Source organism: Nocardia sp. NPDC051750 (assembly GCF_044453135.1).
Taxonomy (GTDB): domain Bacteria; phylum Actinomycetota; class Actinomycetes; order Mycobacteriales; family Mycobacteriaceae; genus Nocardia.
This window is the reverse complement of the sequence record NZ_JBITCK010000004.1, coordinates 495,719-512,693: the sequence shown is the minus strand read 5'-3', so window position 1 is coordinate 512,693 and position 16,975 is coordinate 495,719. Positions and strand designations below refer to the sequence as shown.

Here is a 16,975-nt window from a genome sequence, read left to right as displayed (position 1 = left end):
GAAGGTGCTGGAACTCATCGACGTCCACGCCGGTTACGGCCGCACCGAAGTGGTGCACGGGGCCGGGATCGAGGTGCCCGCGGACGGTGTGGCCGCCATCATGGGTCACAACGGCGCAGGCAAGACCACGCTGCTGCGTGCGGCGGTCGGGCTGGTGCGGACCACTCGCGGGCGGATTCGCTTCGACGGTGCGGATATCACCTCGCTGCGACCGAGCGCGCGGGTCAAACGTGGTCTGGCCTATGTGCCACAGGGGCAGCAGTGCTTCGGTCATCTCACCACCGCCGAGAACCTGCGCGTGGTGGCCGACGGCCGGAAACGCGGCACTGCACTCATCGACGAGATGCTGGATCTCTTCCCTGCGCTGAAAGAACTGCTCACTCGCCGGGCGGGGCTGCTGTCCGGCGGGCAGCGCCAGCAGCTCGCGATCGCCCGGGCGCTGATCACCGAACCGCGCATGCTGATTCTCGACGAACCGACCGAGGGGATCCAGCCGTCGGTGGTCGCCGAGATCGAGAACACCATCACCGAACTGGTGCAACGCGGTGGTCTCGGGGTGCTGCTGGTGGAACAGCACATCGGTTTCGCGCTGCGGGCGGCCGGCCGGTACTACGTGCTGGAGAGCGGGCGGGTCACCTCGTCCGGGGAGGGCGGCGTGGGCGCGGTGGATACCGTTCGCGCTGCCATGACTCTTTAGGCTGCGCGTCGTGACCGAACCACGAAGCAAACGCGAATCCCGTAGCGACACTGTGTACAAGGCGTTGCGCGACGAACTCATGGCCGGTGCGCTGGCGCCGGGCGAGCGGCTCGGCGAGGAGCGGCTGGCCGAACGGTACGGCGTATCGCGGACCCCCGTCCGCGAGGCGCTGGCCCGGCTGCAGGCCGACGGTCTCGTCGAACGCAGCGATGCCGGGCTGTTCCCGTACCGCCCGCGCCTCGACACCCTGGGCGACTACTACGAACTGCGAATCACCCTGGAAGTGCAGGGCATCGCCCGTGTCCTCGACGATCCGGAACTGGGCCACGACCGGGCCGTACTCGGCCCGGAGATCGACCGGTGGCGCGCGTTCCGCACCGGGCCCCCGGACCCGGACGCCGGTTTCGTCGACGCCGACGAACAGTTCCACACCGTTCTGCTGGAGTCCTCGGGCAATCACGCCCTCACCGAGGCCCTGCGCACGGTGAACGCCCGGATCCGCCCGGTCCGGATGTTCGACTACCTGACGCCCGACCGCATGCTCGCGACCATCGAGGAACATATCGCCATCGGCGAGGCCGTCCTCGACCGCGATTTCACCGGTGCCCGTGCGCAGCTCCTCGCCCATATCGACCAATCCCGCCGCGTGGTGGCCGACCGAGCCGGTCAGGTACTCCAGCTGACCCGCCTGGCCCGCGCGACCAAGACCTGATATCCCCGGCTACCCCGGTAGCCGCACTGTCCACGCCGAGAGGATCGACCGTGACCGAGACCGCCCCGCAGTTGTATACGCCACTGCATACACCTCTGCCCGAATGCCTGTTGATCGCCAACCGCGGCGAGATCGCCTGCCGCATCCTGCGCACCGCGCGGCGGCTGGGTATCGAGACGGTCGCGGTGTTCTCCGACGCCGACGAGGGTTCCCGGCATGTGCGGATGGCCGATCGCGCGGTCCGGCTCGGCCCGGCCCCGGCCGCGGAGTCCTATCTGCGGGCGGACGCGGTGATCGACGCGGCCCTGTCCAGCGGTGCCACCGCTATCCATCCTGGTTACGGATTCCTTTCCGAGAACGCCGATTTCGCCGCCGAGGTGGAGGCCGCCGGTATCGCTTTCGTCGGACCCGCCGCCGAGCATCTGCGGCTCTTCGGTGATAAGCACAGCGCCCGCAAGGCCGCGGCATCGGCGGGTGTCCCGCTGGTGGCGGGCAGCGGTCTGCTCACCGGTCTCGACGAAGCGCTGGCGGAGGCCGACCGGATCGGTTACCCGGTGATGCTCAAGGCGGCCGGTGGCGGCGGCGGGATCGGCATGGCCGCCTGTGCGGGGCCCGATGAGCTCACCGTCGCCTACCAGCGGGTGATCCGGCTGGCGCAGAACAACTTCGGCTCCTCCGCGGTCTACTTGGAACGTTTCGTCGCGCGGGCGCGCCATGTGGAGGTGCAGATCTTCGGCGACGGCCGCGGCCGGGCCATCTCCCTGGGCACCCGCGACTGCAGTCTGCAGCGGCGCAACCAGAAGGTCATCGAGGAAGCGCCCGCCCCCGGACTCCCCTACACCGTGAGCGAGCGGCTACTCGAGTCGAGCCGGAAACTGCTGGGCGAGGTCGGGTACCGCTCGGCCGGAACCGTCGAGTTCATCTACGACGTCGACCGCGGCGAAGCCTCCTTCCTCGAGGTGAACACCCGCCTGCAGGTGGAACATCCGGTCACCGAGGCGGTCACGGGTGTGGACCTGGTCGAATGGATGCTGCGCCTGGCGGGCGGGGACTCCGCGTTTCTCGACGACATCCCCGACGCCGGCCCACCTATCACCGGCTTCGCCGTGGAGGCCCGCGTCTACGCCGAGGATCCCGGTAACGACTACCGCCCCGGCGCCGGCACTCTCACCGGTGTCGAGATCCCCGGCGCGTCCGCGCGGGTGGAGACCTGGGTCGAAACCGGTACCGAGATCAGCCCCTACTACGACCCGCTGATCGCCAAGATCATCACCTCCGGCGAGAGCCGTCCCGAGGCCCTGCACCGGCTCCGCGCGGCGCTCGACGAAACCCGCATGTTCGGAATCACCACCAATCTGCCCCAATTGCGTGCCGCCGCGACGAGCTCCCCGATGCTCGACGCCCGTCACACCACCGCGACCCTCGCGAGCCTGGCCACCATCCGGCCCCGGCTGGAGATTCTGCGCGCCGGCGTCTCCACCACCATTCAGGACTTCCCCGGCCGCCTGGGACTCTGGAATGTCGGTATCCCGCCGTCGGGCGCGTTCGATGATCTGTCCTTCCAGCTCGCCAACCACGCTGTCGGTAACTCCCTCGGCGAGAACGGTCTCGAGGCGACCCTGCTCGGGCCCCGGCTCCGCTGCACCGACACCACCGTCATCTGCGTGACCGGCGCCGAAGCCCCCGTCACCGTGGACGGCGAGCCGGTTCCGATGTGGGAGCCGGTCACCGTCCCCGCCGGTTCGGTGCTCGATATCGGCGCCCCGCACGACACCGGTCTGCGTACCTACCTCGCCGTCCGCGGGGGCATCCTCGCCCCGGATTACCACGGCAGCGCAGCCACTTTCACCCTCGGTGGTTTCGGCGGCATCACCGGCCGCGCCGTCGCCACCGGCGATATCCTCGGCATCAAACCGGACGCCGGCGGTCTCCTCGAGCCGGCACCCGTCCCGGCCGAGGACCGTCCCGAATTCGGCCACACCTGGTATGTCGGTGTCGGCGAAGGCCCCCAGCCCGCCCCCGACTACTTCACCCCGGCCGATATCGCCCAGTTCTACGACGCCACCTACCAGGTACAGGCCCACGCCAACCGCACCGGCCTGCGTCTGGCCGGCCCCAAACCGGCCTGGTCGCGCACCGACGGCGGCGACGCCGGCCTGCACCCCTCCAACCTGCACGACTGCGCTTACAGCGTCGGCGCGCTCAACCTCTCCGGCGACACCCCGATCCTGCTCGGCCCCGACGGTCCCAGCCTGGGCGGTTTCGCCTGCCCGCTGACCGTGGTCTCCGCGCACCGCTGGAAACTGGGCCAGATGCGCCCCGGTGACCAGGTGCGTTTCGTCCCGGTCGCCGACGAGCGCACCGCGGAATTCCGCACCTCGCCCGCCCTCCGCGGCCGCAACGTGTCCACCCCCGCACTGCTCGGCTCCCGCGAAGCGGACAACGGTGTGCTCGGCCGCCGCGACGCCGGCACCGGCACGCCGGAGGTCAAATACCTGCGCGGCGGCGACGATAACGTCCTCATCGAATACGGTCCGATGGAACTCGATCTGGGCCTGCGCATGCGCGTCCACGCGCTGAGCGAACGCCTCGAACATGCCTCGATCCCCGGCCTGATCGATATCACCCCCGGCGTGCGCTCACTGCACCTGCATTTCGACCCCGGCGTCATCGACCAGCGCACCGTGGTCCGCCTGCTCGGCGAACTCGAGGACGATATCCCCGATACTGCCGACCTCCGCGTCCCGAGCCGCCATATCGAACTGCCGCTCTCCTTCGACGACCCCACCATCGCGCAGGCCATCGAACGGTATGGTCACGGTGTCCGCGCCGACGCTCCCTGGCTCCCGTCGAATATCGAATTCATCCGCCGCATCAACGGCCTGGACAGTATCGACCAGGTGCGCGATATCGTCTTCGACGCCCAGTACATGGTGCTCGGCCTCGGCGATGTCTACCTGGGCGCACCCCTCGCTGTCCCGCTGGACCCCCGGCATCGCCTGGTGACCACCAAATACAACCCCGCCCGCACCTGGACCCCCTCCGACGCCGTCGGTATCGGCGGCAAGTACCTCTGCGTCTACGGGATGGAATCCCCCGGCGGCTACCAGCTCGTCGGCCGCACCGTCCCGATCTGGTCCGGCTACCGGCAGCGCGCGCCGTTCGAAACCGGCAAACCGTGGCTGTTCCGGTTCTTCGACCGCATCAGCTGGTATCCGGTCTCGGCCGAGGAGCTGCTCGATCTGCGCGCCGATATGTCCGCCGGCCGATTCGAGATGCGCACCAGCATCGGCGAATTCGCGATGGCGGACCATCTCGACTTCCTGAACGAGCATGCCGCCGATATCGCCACCACCGAGGAACACCGGCAGGCCGCGTTCACCGCCGAACGGCAGCGCTGGGAGGCCAGCGGCGAACTCAGCGCGCACGCCGAACCGGATCCCGTACCCGACACCGCCGATACGCTCGAACTGCCGGAAGGCTGCGATATCGTCGCCGCCCCCATGATGGCGAATGTCTGGCGGGTGGAGGTCGCCGAGGGCGATCACGTCGAGGCCGGGGCCACCCTGCTCGTCCTCGAGGCGATGAAAATGGAGCTGCCCGTGCTCGCGGAGACCGCCGGTATCGTCCGCGCGATCACCGCCACCGCAGGCGATCAAGTGACCACCGGCGCACCTCTGGTCGCCATCGAAACCGAAGGAGCGGCATGACCATGGAGCAACTACCGCTAGCCGAAGCAGGCACCGAGTCCGGCACGTCCGACAACACCACCGGTGATGCCGGCAGCGTCGCCGGTGACGCCGGCAGCGTCGCCGGTGACGCCGGAAACGCGACCGGCGCAGCTCTTGCCGCAGCAGATAAGGTCGCCGCCGCGTACCGGACCATCCGGGAGCACGACCGGCCCGAGATCTGGATCTCGCTACGCGCCGAAGCCGACGTGCTGGCCGAGGCAGCAGCGGTCGACACCCGCATCGCGCAGGGGGAAAAGCTGCCGTTGGCAGGGCTTCTCCTCGCCGTGAAGGACAACATCGATATCGCCGGCATCCCCACCACCTGCGCCTGCCCGGGGTTCGCCCGCACCCCCGACCTCACCGCACCCGCCGTTGCCCGGCTGGTCGAGCAGGGTGCGATCGTCCTCGGTAAAACCAACCTCGACCAGTTCGCCACCGGCCTCGTCGGCACCCGCAGCCCGTACGGCGCGGTCCGCAACAGCCGGTTCCCCGACCGCGTCTCCGGCGGTAGCAGCTCCGGTTCGGCCGTCGCCGTCGCGCTCGGCATGGTCGACGCCGCTCTCGGCACCGATACCGCCGGATCGGGCCGTGTCCCGGCCGCATTGAACGGTCTTGTCGGCATCAAACCGACCCTCGGCCTCGTACCCACCACCGGTGTGGTCCCCGCCTGCCCCGACTATGACGCCGTCACCGTGTTCGCCCGCGACCTCACCCTGGCCACCCGGGTCGCCAACGCCATGATCGGCCCGGACCCGGCCGACCCCCGCTCCCGCCCCTGGCCCGCCGACACTCCCCTCGGCGCCCCCGCCCAGGCCACCCTCGCCGTCCCCACCGACGACAACCTGAAAGCCCTCACCCCCGCCTACCGCACCGCGTTCGATGCCACCGTCGACCGTTGGCGCGCCGGCGGCGGTGCCGTCGTGACGGTGGATATCGCGGAACTCCTGGACGCCGCCACCCTGCTCTACGACGGCGCCATCGTCGCCCAGCGCTACGCCGCTGTCGGGGAATTCCTCAGCGGCAAACCCGAAGGCGCCGATCCCGTGGTCTCCGCGATCATCGAAGGCGGCGCCCGCCCCGCCGCCCACTCCTACGTCTCCGACCTCGACCACCTCGCCCGCGCCGCGGCTACCGCCCGCCGCCTGTTCGCCGAATACCCGGCCCTGCTGCTGCCCGCCACGACCGAGCATCCGACGATCGAAGCGGTAGCGGCTGATCCGATCACGATCAACAGCCGCATGGGCACCTTCACCAATTTCTGCAACCTGCTCGACCTGTCCTCGGTCGCCGTCCCGGGTGAGGACACCGCCGAAGGCGATCCGTTCGGTGTCATGCTGGTAACCCCCGCATTCGCCGACCAGGTCGGCATCGATATCGCCGCCCGCCTCCTCGGCGAACCGTCCCCGCTGCTCACCGATACCGGCACCGACCTTCTCGTCGTCGGCGCTCATCTCCGTGGTCTCCCCCTGCACCACCAGCTCGAATCAGCACAGGCCCGCTTCGTGGGTGAGGTGACGACGGCCACCGCGTACCGCATGGTCGCGCTGCCTTCGACGCCGCCCAAACCCGGGATGCTCCGGGTGGGCCCCGGCGACGGCCGCTCGCTGCCCGGCGAACTGTACCGTCTCTCCCCCGCCGCACTCGGCACCTTCCTGAGCAACCTCCCGTCACCGATGACATTGGGCAAGGTCGAGCTGGATTCCGGCGAATGGGTCACGGGTTTCGCCTGCGACTACGAATCGTCACATGACGCAACGGATATCACCGAGTACGGAGGGTGGAAGAACTACCTGAACGCCGATCGATAATCGGCCGATCACCGGTTCGCAGCGACAGCGAAACCTCGGCCCACCGTACCGATGAGGGGCGCGGTGGGCTCGGCCGAGCCTGGTCCTGCGAACGCTCACGGCCGGCGGAGTGCGTATGTCCGTACGCACTCCGCCGGTTCACCCGGCACACTCACCACCCGCGGCAACCGAGTCGAGGAATGCATCGGCCGACCGGAAGAATTCGGCCGGCTGATCGTAGGTGACGATATGCCCGGCATCGGGAATCGTGACGAGCCGGCCGCCGGGTGCCGCCGCGGCGGCGGCAGCGAGCTCTGAATGACCCACGAGCGGATCGTTCTCGCCCCGCATCCAGAGGCTGGGCACCTCGAGCCGGTCGAGTTCGGTGAGATAGTCCAAGCGCATCCGCCAGGGGCCATAGGCGTCGGCCATCCAATCATCCAGGGCCGGTTCGCCGTACCGCGCCTTGGCCCCCGCTTCGGCCTGGACCAGATCCAGGATGGTGTCGAAGTCGCGGGGATCGGCGCCGGCGGTCAGGCTGGTGATCATCGATCGCCGGACCGCTTCGGGGCTGCGGGCCAGGTACTTGCTGGTGAGTTTCAGAACGCCTGGTGTTCGCATTGCCGCCCAGGTGATGAACTGGGCCCGCCGTTTCGCACCTATTCCGCCGGGTCCGATCGCGATCAGCGCCGAGACCCGGCCGGGATTGCGTAGCGCGTAACCGATTCCGATTCCGCCACCGAGGGACAACCCGATGACGGCTGTGGGTGGCAACTCGAGACAGTCGAAGAGATCGTCGAGGAAACGATCGAAGAACTCCCGGTCCAGGCGGCCCGGCCATGGCCTGCTGGCACCGTGCCGGGGTAGATCTATCGCGTGTACCTGGTATTTCGCCGCCATCCGGTGCGCGATATCGCGCCATACCCCTTCGGCGGTATCCATCATTCCGCCGTGTAGCAGCAGCACGGGCGGTCCCTGCTCCCCGGACCGGTAGTGCCGAATGGGTCCACCGCCGATCGTCAGGTCGGCGTAGCGTTCGAACGCGGAGGTCATGCGGGCTCCTCGAATTCGGCGAGTTGATCCGACAGCTGTTCCAGCAGGGCGAGCTGGGCGCGGCGGGCGGCAGCGACATCCACCGGTCCGGGGCCGCGCAGACCGGCGCCCACCAGGTTCGCGAAGAGCGCGACGGTATCCGTCAACCTCTCCGGAGTCCCGGCGCCGAGGGTGCCGGGCGCATTGACGAGGCCGATGGTGAAGACACCGAGCATGCGGGTGATGCTGCCACTCGATACGTCGCTCGCGATCACTCCCGCCTGCTGCAATTTTTCGATGTAGCCGGTGAGCCAATCCATCCGGACCGAATAGCGCCGCTCGCCGACCGCACGAACGTGGTCACCGAGGACCGAATCATCACCCAGGTACAACGCCCGCATCAGCGGCTCCGACAGCAAAGCCTCGACACCGAACCGGTATACGGCGGGCAGGTCCACCAGGACGTCGGCGTCGACCACTCGCCGGTGCACCTGCGCGGTCATCCGCCGCATACTGCGATCGAGTACCGCGCCCAGTATTTCTTTCTTGCCGTCGAACTCGCGGTAGACCGCCCCCTTGCCGATCCCCGCTCGTTCCGCGATCTGCGCGACCGTCGTGTCGGGCCAGCCGGATTCGACGATCAGCTCGGCGGCCGCGGTCAGTATCCTTCCCCGGCGATCAGGGACAAGAGGGCGTGGCATCCGGTTCCCGTTCTGTAGTGACCACTTTACTGCGACCGGTCACTACGGTACCGCAACTACCGCCGCTCCGGCGCTCAGGGGACCACAGTGAAGAGTTCGTAGCTGTGACCGTCCGGGTCGCGCACGTAAACGCCCCGACCCCCGGACAATCGGTTGATCCTCCGATCCCAGCCATTTTCCGGCCCCGACCCGTAATCGACGGCAGCCCACTGCGCTAGCCGGCCCAGCACCGCGTCGAACGTGTCGTCGTCGACCAAGAACGCATAGTGACCGGGCTCGACCCGGCCTCGGTCATCGAAGTCCAAGGTCAGCTCGCGGTTGACAACGACCGGCACAAACGGGCCGGCCGGACCCGCGACCGGCAAACCCATCAGCTCGGCAAAGAAATTCGCGGATGCGCGTTTGTCGGTCGCGGGGACGATTGTGTGGTTCAGCACGATGGACATACAAGACCCCTCACAAGTTCAGAACTGTATGCGTTACGCATATAAATATAAATGCGCAACGCATACAATGTCGAGCGTGCGTGACACACCCGACCCCACCCAGCCGGCCGACGGCGGACCGGCCCTGTTCCGCCTGGTCCGCTTCTGGTCCCGCCGCTGGAGCGGCCGCATCTTCGACCCGCACACGACCCAGCCCGCCGACGCCGGCCGCGTCCAGCACATCCAGGTTCTCGAAGCCGTCTCCGCCGCCCTCCGCAGCCGCGACCAGGCCACGGTCACCGACGTCGCCACCCAGCTCGGCATCGACCATTCCGGCGCCAGCCGCATGGTCCGCGACGCCACCACCGCCGGCTACCTCATCCGCACCACCTCCTCCCACGACCGCCGCCGAGCGGTCCTGCACCTCACCAAGTCCGGGGACCGACTACTGGCCACCTCGCACGCCTGGCAACGCGAATGCTTCGACCAGCTCACCGCCACCTGGCCACCCCACGACCGCCACCAGTTCGCCACCTACCTACAACGCCTCGCCGACGAAACCGCCACATAGCCGAACCCGCCGGCGGCTCGAACGAGCGGCAGCAGAAAGTGCAGGGCAAGCGATCACCCCGAGTATGACAAATAAGTTATAGTTGACCGGTGAGCTGGAAATCAGTCTTCATCCGGAGGTCGAAGCGTGGTATTTGGCACTATGCGTCAGCGATCCCCATTCCAGCGACCTCGTCGCGGATGCACTGAACCAACTCGAACACGAGGGACCAGCAGTCGGACGCCCCCTCGTGGACAGAATAAAGAGCAGCGAGTATCACAACATGAAGGAACTCCGGCCACCCTCAGCGGGGACAACCGAGATTCGAATGTTGTTCGCTTTCGACCCGCTGCGTGAGGCAATCGTCCTTGTTGCCGGAGACAAATCCGGCCAGTGGCAACAGTGGTATCGGGAAGCAATCCCACTGGCTGACAAGCGCTTCGCCGAGCACCTGGCAGCGTTGAAGGAGCGAAAATGACCGAGCCGAAGTACACGAAATGGAGTGAGGTCAAGAAGGCCGCACGCGCCGTCGACCCTCGGACCGACGAGGAGCGAACTGCCGGTGCCGAGCGCGCCAAAGACCGTCGTGAAGCGTACGTGCGGGGGTACCAACTCGCCGAGATGCGCCAAGCGGTCGGCCTTTCACAAACGGAACTCGGCGAGATTCTCGGCGTATCCCAGGCCCGGATCTCCAAGATCGAAAGTGGTGAGATTTCGGGAATCGATACCATCCGGGCCTATGTCGCGGCCCTGGGTGGCTCCGTCGACGTCGTCGCTACCCTCGGCGATCGCACCTGGCGTGTGGCCTGACATCAACTGATACCCCCACCCGGTGCCGCTATCCTCGCATCCTGGTTCTGGCCTACCGGGCCGACCATCCGAACCACTCCCGCTCGTCACGTCCTGCATGCCGCCCCGCAGGCGAAGAACGTCCTGCAGGGCGCGACCGACTGGCACACCATCGACCCGCTCGGCGCGATAGGCGATATCAACGCCGAGGCCGCCCTGTGGGTCGCGATCCAGGACGGACCGGCCACGGTCGCCGATCGCCTCGGCGAACTCACCGACCACCCCCTCCTCGACCGGCACCGGCTGCCGGCGTGGACCTATGTTCTGTCCGTCGCCGAATACCGCTCGTACCTACCGGCGTCGGCACTGCGGATCGAGCAGCTGTGGGAGGCGCTCGAGATGCGCGGCGAACCCGACGACAGCGAGCGCCGCGACGCTTTCCGCGAGAAGGCCCACCAGCTCATAGACGGAGGCACGGCCGCACACCTCCCCGCGGACACACGCGTCCGCGCCGCCCAGGACCTGCTGTTCACTCTCATGGGACTGATCACCTGGAACTTCGCGGTCCCCGGAATGTGCCGCATGGTCCTGGACGAGGAGACCGACCAGGCCGCCTGGGCCCGCCGCCGCGAAACAGTGATCGAAACCGCCCGCACACTCGCCACCAACGCCGGTAAGTAGCGCGCCTACGCCACCACGAAACAGCCCCTGTACAACCACCGTTCAGGGAACCGGGAGGGCCGCGTCCGGGACCGGCCGGGAGGGCACGAGTGTTCCGACCGGGGCAGGCGCACGCCGCGCGGCAAGCTTGGTTGCGCCCACGCTGGCCATGACCACCACTGCGATTCCCACCCACTGCACCGGTCGCAGGGTCTCGCCGAGCAGGGCGAGGCCGATCAGCGCGGCGACCGCCGGCTCCATACTCATCAGCACCCCGAAGGTCGAAACGTCCATACCACGCAGCGCTTTGAGCTCGATGGCGTGCGGCAGCAGCGAGGCGAATACGGCCACCGCTACCGACCCGGCGAGGAACCAGGGATCGAGCCGGAGGTCCGCGCTACCGCTCAGCAGCATCGGGACGCTCACCAGGGCACCCAAGCCGAAGGCAAGGGCCAGTGCATCGTTGCCCGAGGTGTGCCGGGCGACCACCTTGCCGAACACGATGTAGCTGCCCCAGCCGAGCCCGGAGAGCAGGGCGAAGCCGATCCCGGTCCAGGAGGTGGCGCCCGCGGAGTCGGTCAGCAGCAGTACTCCCACGCCGGCGGCGCCGACCAGCAGCAGGTTGCCCGGCCGCCACGCGGCGAGCAGGCCGACGCAGAGCGGGCCGAGGAATTCGATGGTGACCACCATGCCGAGTGGTATCCGCTCGATAGCCGCGTAGAAACAGAAATTCATCCCCGCCATTGCGGCGCCGAGCGCAATGATGCCGGGATACGCGCGCGGGTCGACACGCAGCGAGGGCCGCCAGATCAGGAGGGCGAGAATTCCGGCGAGGGCGAGACGCAGGCAGACGGTGGTGTGTGCGCCGGCGATTTCGATCAGATTCTTGGCGAGGGCCGAGCCGAGATGGATACTGACCATCGCGGCGACCAGGAGTACCGGTGCGGGCAGAACGGAACGTCGTTCGCCACGTCCCGGCCCACGTAATCGGGCGGTGCGAACCGCGGGCACAAGTGTCACGGCGTCACGCTAATCAGCCGAATAATCTCAGGCTGACGAATGAATGTACCGCGGGCGATGACCAGACGGCGTTTCTGTGTTTCCGGGCGGGACAGTTAACGAAACGTTCACTGCCCGGGCGGATGAGCCGCCGTGACTACCGTCGGCCGGCAAGCGCATCGCAAGCGTGAGCGCACCGGTTCGCGGTCCACTCGCACCGCCATTACCATGACACCGGCTCCTACGACCGGCCGGTTCGGACGCAGGCGGGCATGTTCCGTCCGATCCCGGCGACCAGCCGGTGGCAGGGTCGACCTGGCCGCCTGGGCCCGCCGCGCGAAACAGTGATCGACACCAACGCCGATAGATAACGTCTACGCAAGTTCCGTTGTGAGATCGGTAGCGGCACAATCCGGGCGCAAGTCGCAGCGCGGATCCGTGGATACCGTTGCCCGGATTCTCGGCCGGTACGGAGACCCTCTCGGTGCGTGCCGTCTGCGCGGGAATCCGCTGGCGCGGTGTTTCGATCGGCGACAGAATCGTGTCGTGACGGAGAATGAAGGCTCGCATCCGGGCATACCGGTGGACCGGGCCGCTGCACCCCCCGAGCTCGCCGCCGCGGACGAGCTGCTGGCATTGTGCGCCGAATCCCGTTCGGAGCCCTCGGCGCAACCGGCTGTCGCGGCACTCGCACTGGCCGTGGGTGCGAATCTGCCGGTGCTGCTGTGGGGTCAGCCGGGCATCGGTAAGACAGCGGTACTGAACCAGGTGGGGGCCGGGCTCGGGGTGACGGTCGAAACCGTTGTCGCGAGCGTCCACGAGCCGTCGGATTTCTCGGGTCTCCCGGTGCTCGGGCCGAATCCGGGCAGGGACGGCGTGCCGATGGCTCCGCCGGACTGGGCGGTGCGGCTCGCTCGCGCGGGACACGGGCTGCTGTTCTTCGACGAATTGTCGTCTGCACCGCCGGCCGTGCAGGCCGCGCTGCTGCGAGTGGTACTGGAACGCCGGGTGGGCAGTCTCGCACTGCCGGCGCCGATCCGGATCGTCGCGGCCGCGAATCCGGCGGCCAGTGCGGCGGACGGCTGGCATCTGAGCGCACCGCTGGCGAACCGTTTCGTACACCTGGATTGGGTGCACGACCCGCGGGTCGTCGCGCGCGGAATCGGCGGCACCTGGCCATCGGCCGTTGTCCCGCGGATCGACCCTGAGGCCACAGCATCGGCCGTGGCTCGGGCGCGGGGCTCGGTGGCCGGGTTCCTCTCCGCCCGGCCGGGTCTGGTGCATCTGCTGCCCGGCGATGCCGAGGAGCGCGGCCGGGCGTGGCCGTCACCGCGGACCTGGGAGATGGTCATGCGCCTGCTCGCCTTCGGCTTCGCCGGCCGTGCCGAACACGAGACCCTCGCCTTGGCCGTGGCCGGTGCGGTCGGCCCGGCAGCCGGCATCGAATTCCTCACATTCTTGGCCGAATCGGATCTGCCGGACCCGGATCTGGTTCTCGCCGATCCCGCCGCCTTCGCGTTACCCGATCGTGGCGACAGGCAACTGGCGTTCCTCACGGCTGTGGTCGCGGCCGTGCGCGCCGAACCGACCAGGTCACGCTGGGATGCGGCGTGGCGGGTACTGGAAAAAGCAGTGGATATCGGTGCCCCCGATATCGCCGCGCAGGCCGCCCTCGACTTGGCGGTCCTGCGGAACGGGACGGATTGGCCCGCCCCGCCGGCTCTGGACGCCTTCGTCGAGGTGTTGCGTCTGTCCGGCCGCCTGACACCGCGGTGACGAACGGTTCTCCCGCGATGGACCGCACCAAGCTCCTGGCCGCGCGCTTCCGGGCCGCCGGCACCTGCCCCTACCTGGCCACCGCGCTGTACGCGATGCAGATGGTGCCCACCGAGCGGGTCCCCACCCTCGCAGTCGACGCGCGCTGGCGCTGCTACGTGAACCCGGATTTCGTCGCGGACACCGATATTCCCGAGCTCGCCGGCTCGGTGATCCACGAGGTCTGGCATCTGCTGCGCGGGCATCACGACCGGGCGGCCCAGCTGCCCGAGCGGATGCCTGCCCGCACAATCAACATCGCGCAGGACTGCGAGATCAACGACGACCTGTGCGACGCAGATATCCCGCTCCCGGACGGGGCTGTGTACCCGTACACCTTCGGGCTTCCGGACGGTGACCTGTTCGAGAACTACCTTCCCGAATTGGACCACCTCGACGCCGGCGAATACCCCGACCACGATTGCGGGTCGGGCGCGGTACCGGGGCAACGTCCCTGGGAATCCGCCGCCGGGTCGCTACCCGGTGTGGACCGGATGGAGGCGGCGGCATTGTGCCAGGCGACGGCCGCGGCCATCGTGGCTCACAACACCGGGCGTGGCGAGATCCCCGGAGGTTGGCTGCGCTGGGCGAACCGGACCCGGCAGCCGCTGGTCGATTGGCGCAAACAGCTCGGCGGCAGCCTGCGTGCGGCGCTGGCCTGGGCAGGCGGCGCCACCGACTACACCCGGACCCGGCCGTCCCGGCGTGCCTCGGCCTTCCCGGGTGTGGCCCTCCCGCGCCTGGCTCGGCCGGTCCTCTCCGTTGCCGTCGTCATCGATACCTCCGCGTCTATGGAGGAGGAGATCCTCGGCCTCGCGCTCGGCGAGGTCACCGGGATATTGCGGGCCGTGGGTGTCGGGTCCGGCCGGGTCACGGCCCTCACCTGCGATGCGGAAGTCCATGTACTCGGCGATATCACCGGTGTCGCGGGTATCGAGTTGCGGGGCGGCGGCGGAACCGATCTCACGCTCGGTATCGACGCCGCGATTGCGCTGCCCGCACGCCCCCAGGTAGTGGTTGTGCTCACGGACGGTTTCACCGGCTGGCCCCTGACACCGTCCTCCGCCAAGGTGATCGCGGTACTCATCGGGGAACAGGCGCCCGCGCCGCCCGATTGGGTCGAAACGGTCGTTATCGACCCCCGCGGCCGGACATGACCCGCGGAACAACCGGACTTCGCCGGTCTGGTCGTCATACCTCGCCGAGCAGTTCGAGGAGCTCGGGGCGAGCCGCCGCAAGGTCGCGGGGGGTTCTGCCGAGCGGGTCCCGCGCCGACACGTCGGCACCCTCCTCGACGACCAGAAGCCGAACCATTCTTCCGTGGCCCCGGCGGATCGCCCGGTGCAGCGGCGACCCGTTGCTACTGGGCGCATCGACCCGGGCGCCCGCGCGCAGGAATTTCCGGGCGAACCACAGGGAGCCCTCCTCCGCGGCCAGGTGCAGGGCCGTCCCGCGCGAACAGCTCACATTCACGTCGGCGCCGGCATCTGCCAGCAGTGCCATGATCTCGAAACTGCCGGCCTCCAACGCGACGACGAAGGGAGTCCGCCCGGCGGTATCCGCGAGGTTCGGGTCCGCACCGCCCTCGAGCAGCACCCGGACCCCGGACACGTTGCGGGCACCGGCATTCCGGATCAGCGCGGTCGTTCCGCCGACAGGTTCGTCCGGATCGATGAAACCCGACCAGATACAGTCCCGGACCACCGTGGCGTCGAGCCGGTCGCGTTGCCAGGCGGTCTCGACGAGGATGCGCTGGATCTCGGTGTCGTGAACTGACCCCGGGTGGATCGACCAACGGCCGGGGTTGAGCCTGTCGAGCACCTCCGCACCGCTGTCGAGCAGTACCCGCACCATCACAGCATCGCCGCGCTCAACCGCATTGGCCAATGCGCCGAAGCGTCCGGGCAACCGGTTCGGGTCCGCGCCGGCGGCCAGCAGATCCCGGACGATCTCGATCACTCCGGTCCCGACGGCCTCGTCCAGGGCGTCCTCGGAGTAATACAGGGAGGCTCCCGCCGCCAGCAGAGCCCGCACGATATCCGGCCTGCCACCGCGTACCGCTTCTACGAGAGCGGTCCGACCGGATTTCACCCGGGCGTTCGGATCGGCGCCCCACCCCACCAGGGTGTCGATCGCGGCGACATCGCCGCGGCCGATCGCACTGCGCAGCAACTGATCCAGTTGCCTTTGATAGCCGTCGCCCAGCACCATCTCGAAACATCCGTCGAGTTCCGCGCCCAACGCCTGCAACGCCTGCTCGCGCCGGATCTCTTCAACGCTGTGTTCCGGCGCCACCACCACGCCGCCTGCCACACCGACCCAATGTTGCGCGCCGCGACACCGCACCCGGACCGGCCCGGCCAGATCTGGAGGCTCCGGTGAGGAAATCTGTTCCACCCCAGCAGTATGTCGTCCGACGCGGCGCTTCGGCCAACCCTCATACCGTGATAGACGCAAGCTGTCCCACCGGCCGTTGAGCGCTTGGCAGCGTGAGCGTACCGGTTCGCAGTACAGCTGCTCCACCACTAGCATGGCACCGGCTCTCCTACGACCGGCCGATTCGGGCGCAGGCGGCGTACTCCGTTCCCCCTTGCGACCCTGACCGGTCGCAGGGGCCGACCGTGAACGAATGTCGACTGGAGACGCATTTTATGAAGAAAGCCTGCATGATCGCGGCAATGTCCCTGGCAGTCATGGGTTTCTCGGGGGCCACGGCCGCCGCACTCCCGTCCGGTAGCGCCGATCTGCCCGGGCTCCCGGGAACGGAACAGCCCGGCCCGCCCCCGCCGCCGGACGGCCAGAAGGTCGGCGACCCGTGCACCGCGGGTGGCGGCGTGCCGGGTCATTACGAGTGGGTCCACCTCGACGAGGGCGCCGCCGAACACTACGGCACCGAATGGATGTGGGTCTGCGCGGAGAACTGACCTCGCGCACGCGGTAGTGGGGGGCGGGCGCGGGGCGCCCCCCCCCCCCCCCCCCCCCCCCCCCCCCCAGCCCCCCCCGCGGCCCCCCCCCCCCCCCCCCCCGCGGGCGGCCCCCCGCAGCGGGAGAGAACATAATCACCCCCCCCCCCGCAC

Annotated in this window: 16 protein-coding genes; 11 read left to right on the top strand and 5 right to left on the bottom strand. The window is 68.6% G+C overall.

All coding sequences use genetic code 11. The features are described from left to right. Positions 1-4 precede the first annotated feature (4 nt). From urtE to atzF, 4 genes are read left to right on the top strand one after another with little or no spacing between them, the layout of a single operon-like run. A complete protein-coding gene (gene urtE, locus ACIA75_RS20765; protein WP_397106302.1) occupies positions 5-697 on the top strand; it encodes an urea ABC transporter ATP-binding subunit UrtE in 693 nt (230 codons plus the stop codon). A gap of 10 nt (positions 698-707) precedes the next feature. Next, positions 708-1,409, top strand: coding sequence for a GntR family transcriptional regulator (locus ACIA75_RS20760; protein ID WP_397106300.1), 702 nt, complete (start codon positions 708-710; stop codon positions 1,407-1,409). Positions 1,410-1,459: 50 nt separating this feature from the next. Continuing rightward, the gene (uca, locus tag ACIA75_RS20755) at positions 1,460-5,119 is read left to right on the top strand and encodes an urea carboxylase (RefSeq protein ID WP_397106298.1); all 3,660 of its coding nucleotides are present in this window, start codon (positions 1,460-1,462) and stop codon (positions 5,117-5,119) included. Then, complete coding sequence (atzF, locus tag ACIA75_RS20750; RefSeq protein WP_397106296.1) at positions 5,116-6,948, top strand: allophanate hydrolase; 1,833 nt, start codon at positions 5,116-5,118, stop codon at positions 6,946-6,948. The genes uca and atzF overlap by 4 nt, the downstream gene beginning before the upstream one ends. 138 nt (positions 6,949-7,086) lie before the next feature. Here the strand turns inward: atzF and ACIA75_RS20745 are convergent, their stop codons facing one another. From ACIA75_RS20745 to ACIA75_RS20735, 3 genes are all read right to left on the bottom strand, one after another. Then, positions 7,087-7,980: an alpha/beta fold hydrolase gene (locus ACIA75_RS20745; protein WP_397106293.1), complete on the bottom strand. Its 894-nt coding sequence runs from the start codon at positions 7,978-7,980 to the stop codon at positions 7,087-7,089. Continuing rightward, entirely contained in the window at positions 7,977-8,660 is a 684-nt protein-coding gene (locus tag ACIA75_RS20740) for a TetR/AcrR family transcriptional regulator (RefSeq protein ID WP_397106291.1), read from the bottom strand. The genes ACIA75_RS20745 and ACIA75_RS20740 overlap by 4 nt, the downstream gene beginning before the upstream one ends. A 74-nt stretch (positions 8,661-8,734) precedes the next feature. Continuing rightward, a complete protein-coding gene (locus ACIA75_RS20735) occupies positions 8,735-9,106 on the bottom strand; it encodes a VOC family protein (RefSeq protein WP_397106289.1) in 372 nt (123 codons plus the stop codon). 76 nt (positions 9,107-9,182) lie between these two features. On the opposite strand from ACIA75_RS20735, the gene ACIA75_RS20730 reads away from it, so the two are divergent. The 4 genes from ACIA75_RS20730 (at position 9,183) to ACIA75_RS20715 (ending at position 11,105) form a co-directional block, all read left to right on the top strand. Next, positions 9,183-9,656 (top strand): MarR family winged helix-turn-helix transcriptional regulator, encoded by a 474-nt coding sequence (locus ACIA75_RS20730; protein ID WP_397106287.1) that lies wholly within the window; start codon positions 9,183-9,185, stop codon positions 9,654-9,656. An 82-nt stretch (positions 9,657-9,738) separates the two neighbouring features. Then, positions 9,739-10,113, top strand: coding sequence for a type II toxin-antitoxin system RelE/ParE family toxin (locus ACIA75_RS20725; protein WP_397106285.1), 375 nt, complete (start codon positions 9,739-9,741; stop codon positions 10,111-10,113). Further along, the gene (locus ACIA75_RS20720) at positions 10,110-10,445 is read left to right on the top strand and encodes a helix-turn-helix domain-containing protein (RefSeq protein WP_397106283.1); all 336 of its coding nucleotides are present in this window, start codon (positions 10,110-10,112) and stop codon (positions 10,443-10,445) included. The genes ACIA75_RS20725 and ACIA75_RS20720 overlap by 4 nt, the downstream gene beginning before the upstream one ends. 6 nt (positions 10,446-10,451) lie before the next feature. Next, positions 10,452-11,105 (top strand): hypothetical protein, encoded by a 654-nt coding sequence (locus tag ACIA75_RS20715; protein ID WP_397106716.1) that lies wholly within the window; start codon positions 10,452-10,454, stop codon positions 11,103-11,105. A gap of 42 nt (positions 11,106-11,147) precedes the next feature. Here the strand turns inward: ACIA75_RS20715 and ACIA75_RS20710 are convergent, their stop codons facing one another. Continuing rightward, the gene (locus tag ACIA75_RS20710) at positions 11,148-12,104 is read right to left on the bottom strand and encodes an EamA family transporter (RefSeq protein ID WP_397106281.1); all 957 of its coding nucleotides are present in this window, start codon (positions 12,102-12,104) and stop codon (positions 11,148-11,150) included. A 525-nt stretch (positions 12,105-12,629) separates the two neighbouring features. Here ACIA75_RS20710 and ACIA75_RS20705 point away from each other — a divergent pair. Both ACIA75_RS20705 and ACIA75_RS20700 read left to right on the top strand, forming a co-directional pair. Beyond that, the gene (locus ACIA75_RS20705; RefSeq protein ID WP_397106280.1) at positions 12,630-13,859 is read left to right on the top strand and encodes a sigma 54-interacting transcriptional regulator; all 1,230 of its coding nucleotides are present in this window, start codon (positions 12,630-12,632) and stop codon (positions 13,857-13,859) included. A 17-nt stretch (positions 13,860-13,876) separates the two neighbouring features. Beyond that, positions 13,877-15,055 (top strand): VWA-like domain-containing protein, encoded by a 1,179-nt coding sequence (locus ACIA75_RS20700; protein ID WP_397106278.1) that lies wholly within the window; start codon positions 13,877-13,879, stop codon positions 15,053-15,055. A gap of 34 nt (positions 15,056-15,089) precedes the next feature. Here ACIA75_RS20700 and ACIA75_RS20695 read toward each other — a convergent pair whose 3' ends face one another. Further along, entirely contained in the window at positions 15,090-16,295 is a 1,206-nt protein-coding gene (locus tag ACIA75_RS20695) for an ankyrin repeat domain-containing protein (RefSeq protein WP_397106276.1), read from the bottom strand. Positions 16,296-16,576: 281 nt separating this feature from the next. On the opposite strand from ACIA75_RS20695, the gene ACIA75_RS20690 reads away from it, so the two are divergent. Then, positions 16,577-16,822, top strand: coding sequence for a hypothetical protein (locus ACIA75_RS20690; RefSeq protein ID WP_397106274.1), 246 nt, complete (start codon positions 16,577-16,579; stop codon positions 16,820-16,822). The last annotated feature ends 153 nt before the right edge of the window (positions 16,823-16,975 follow it).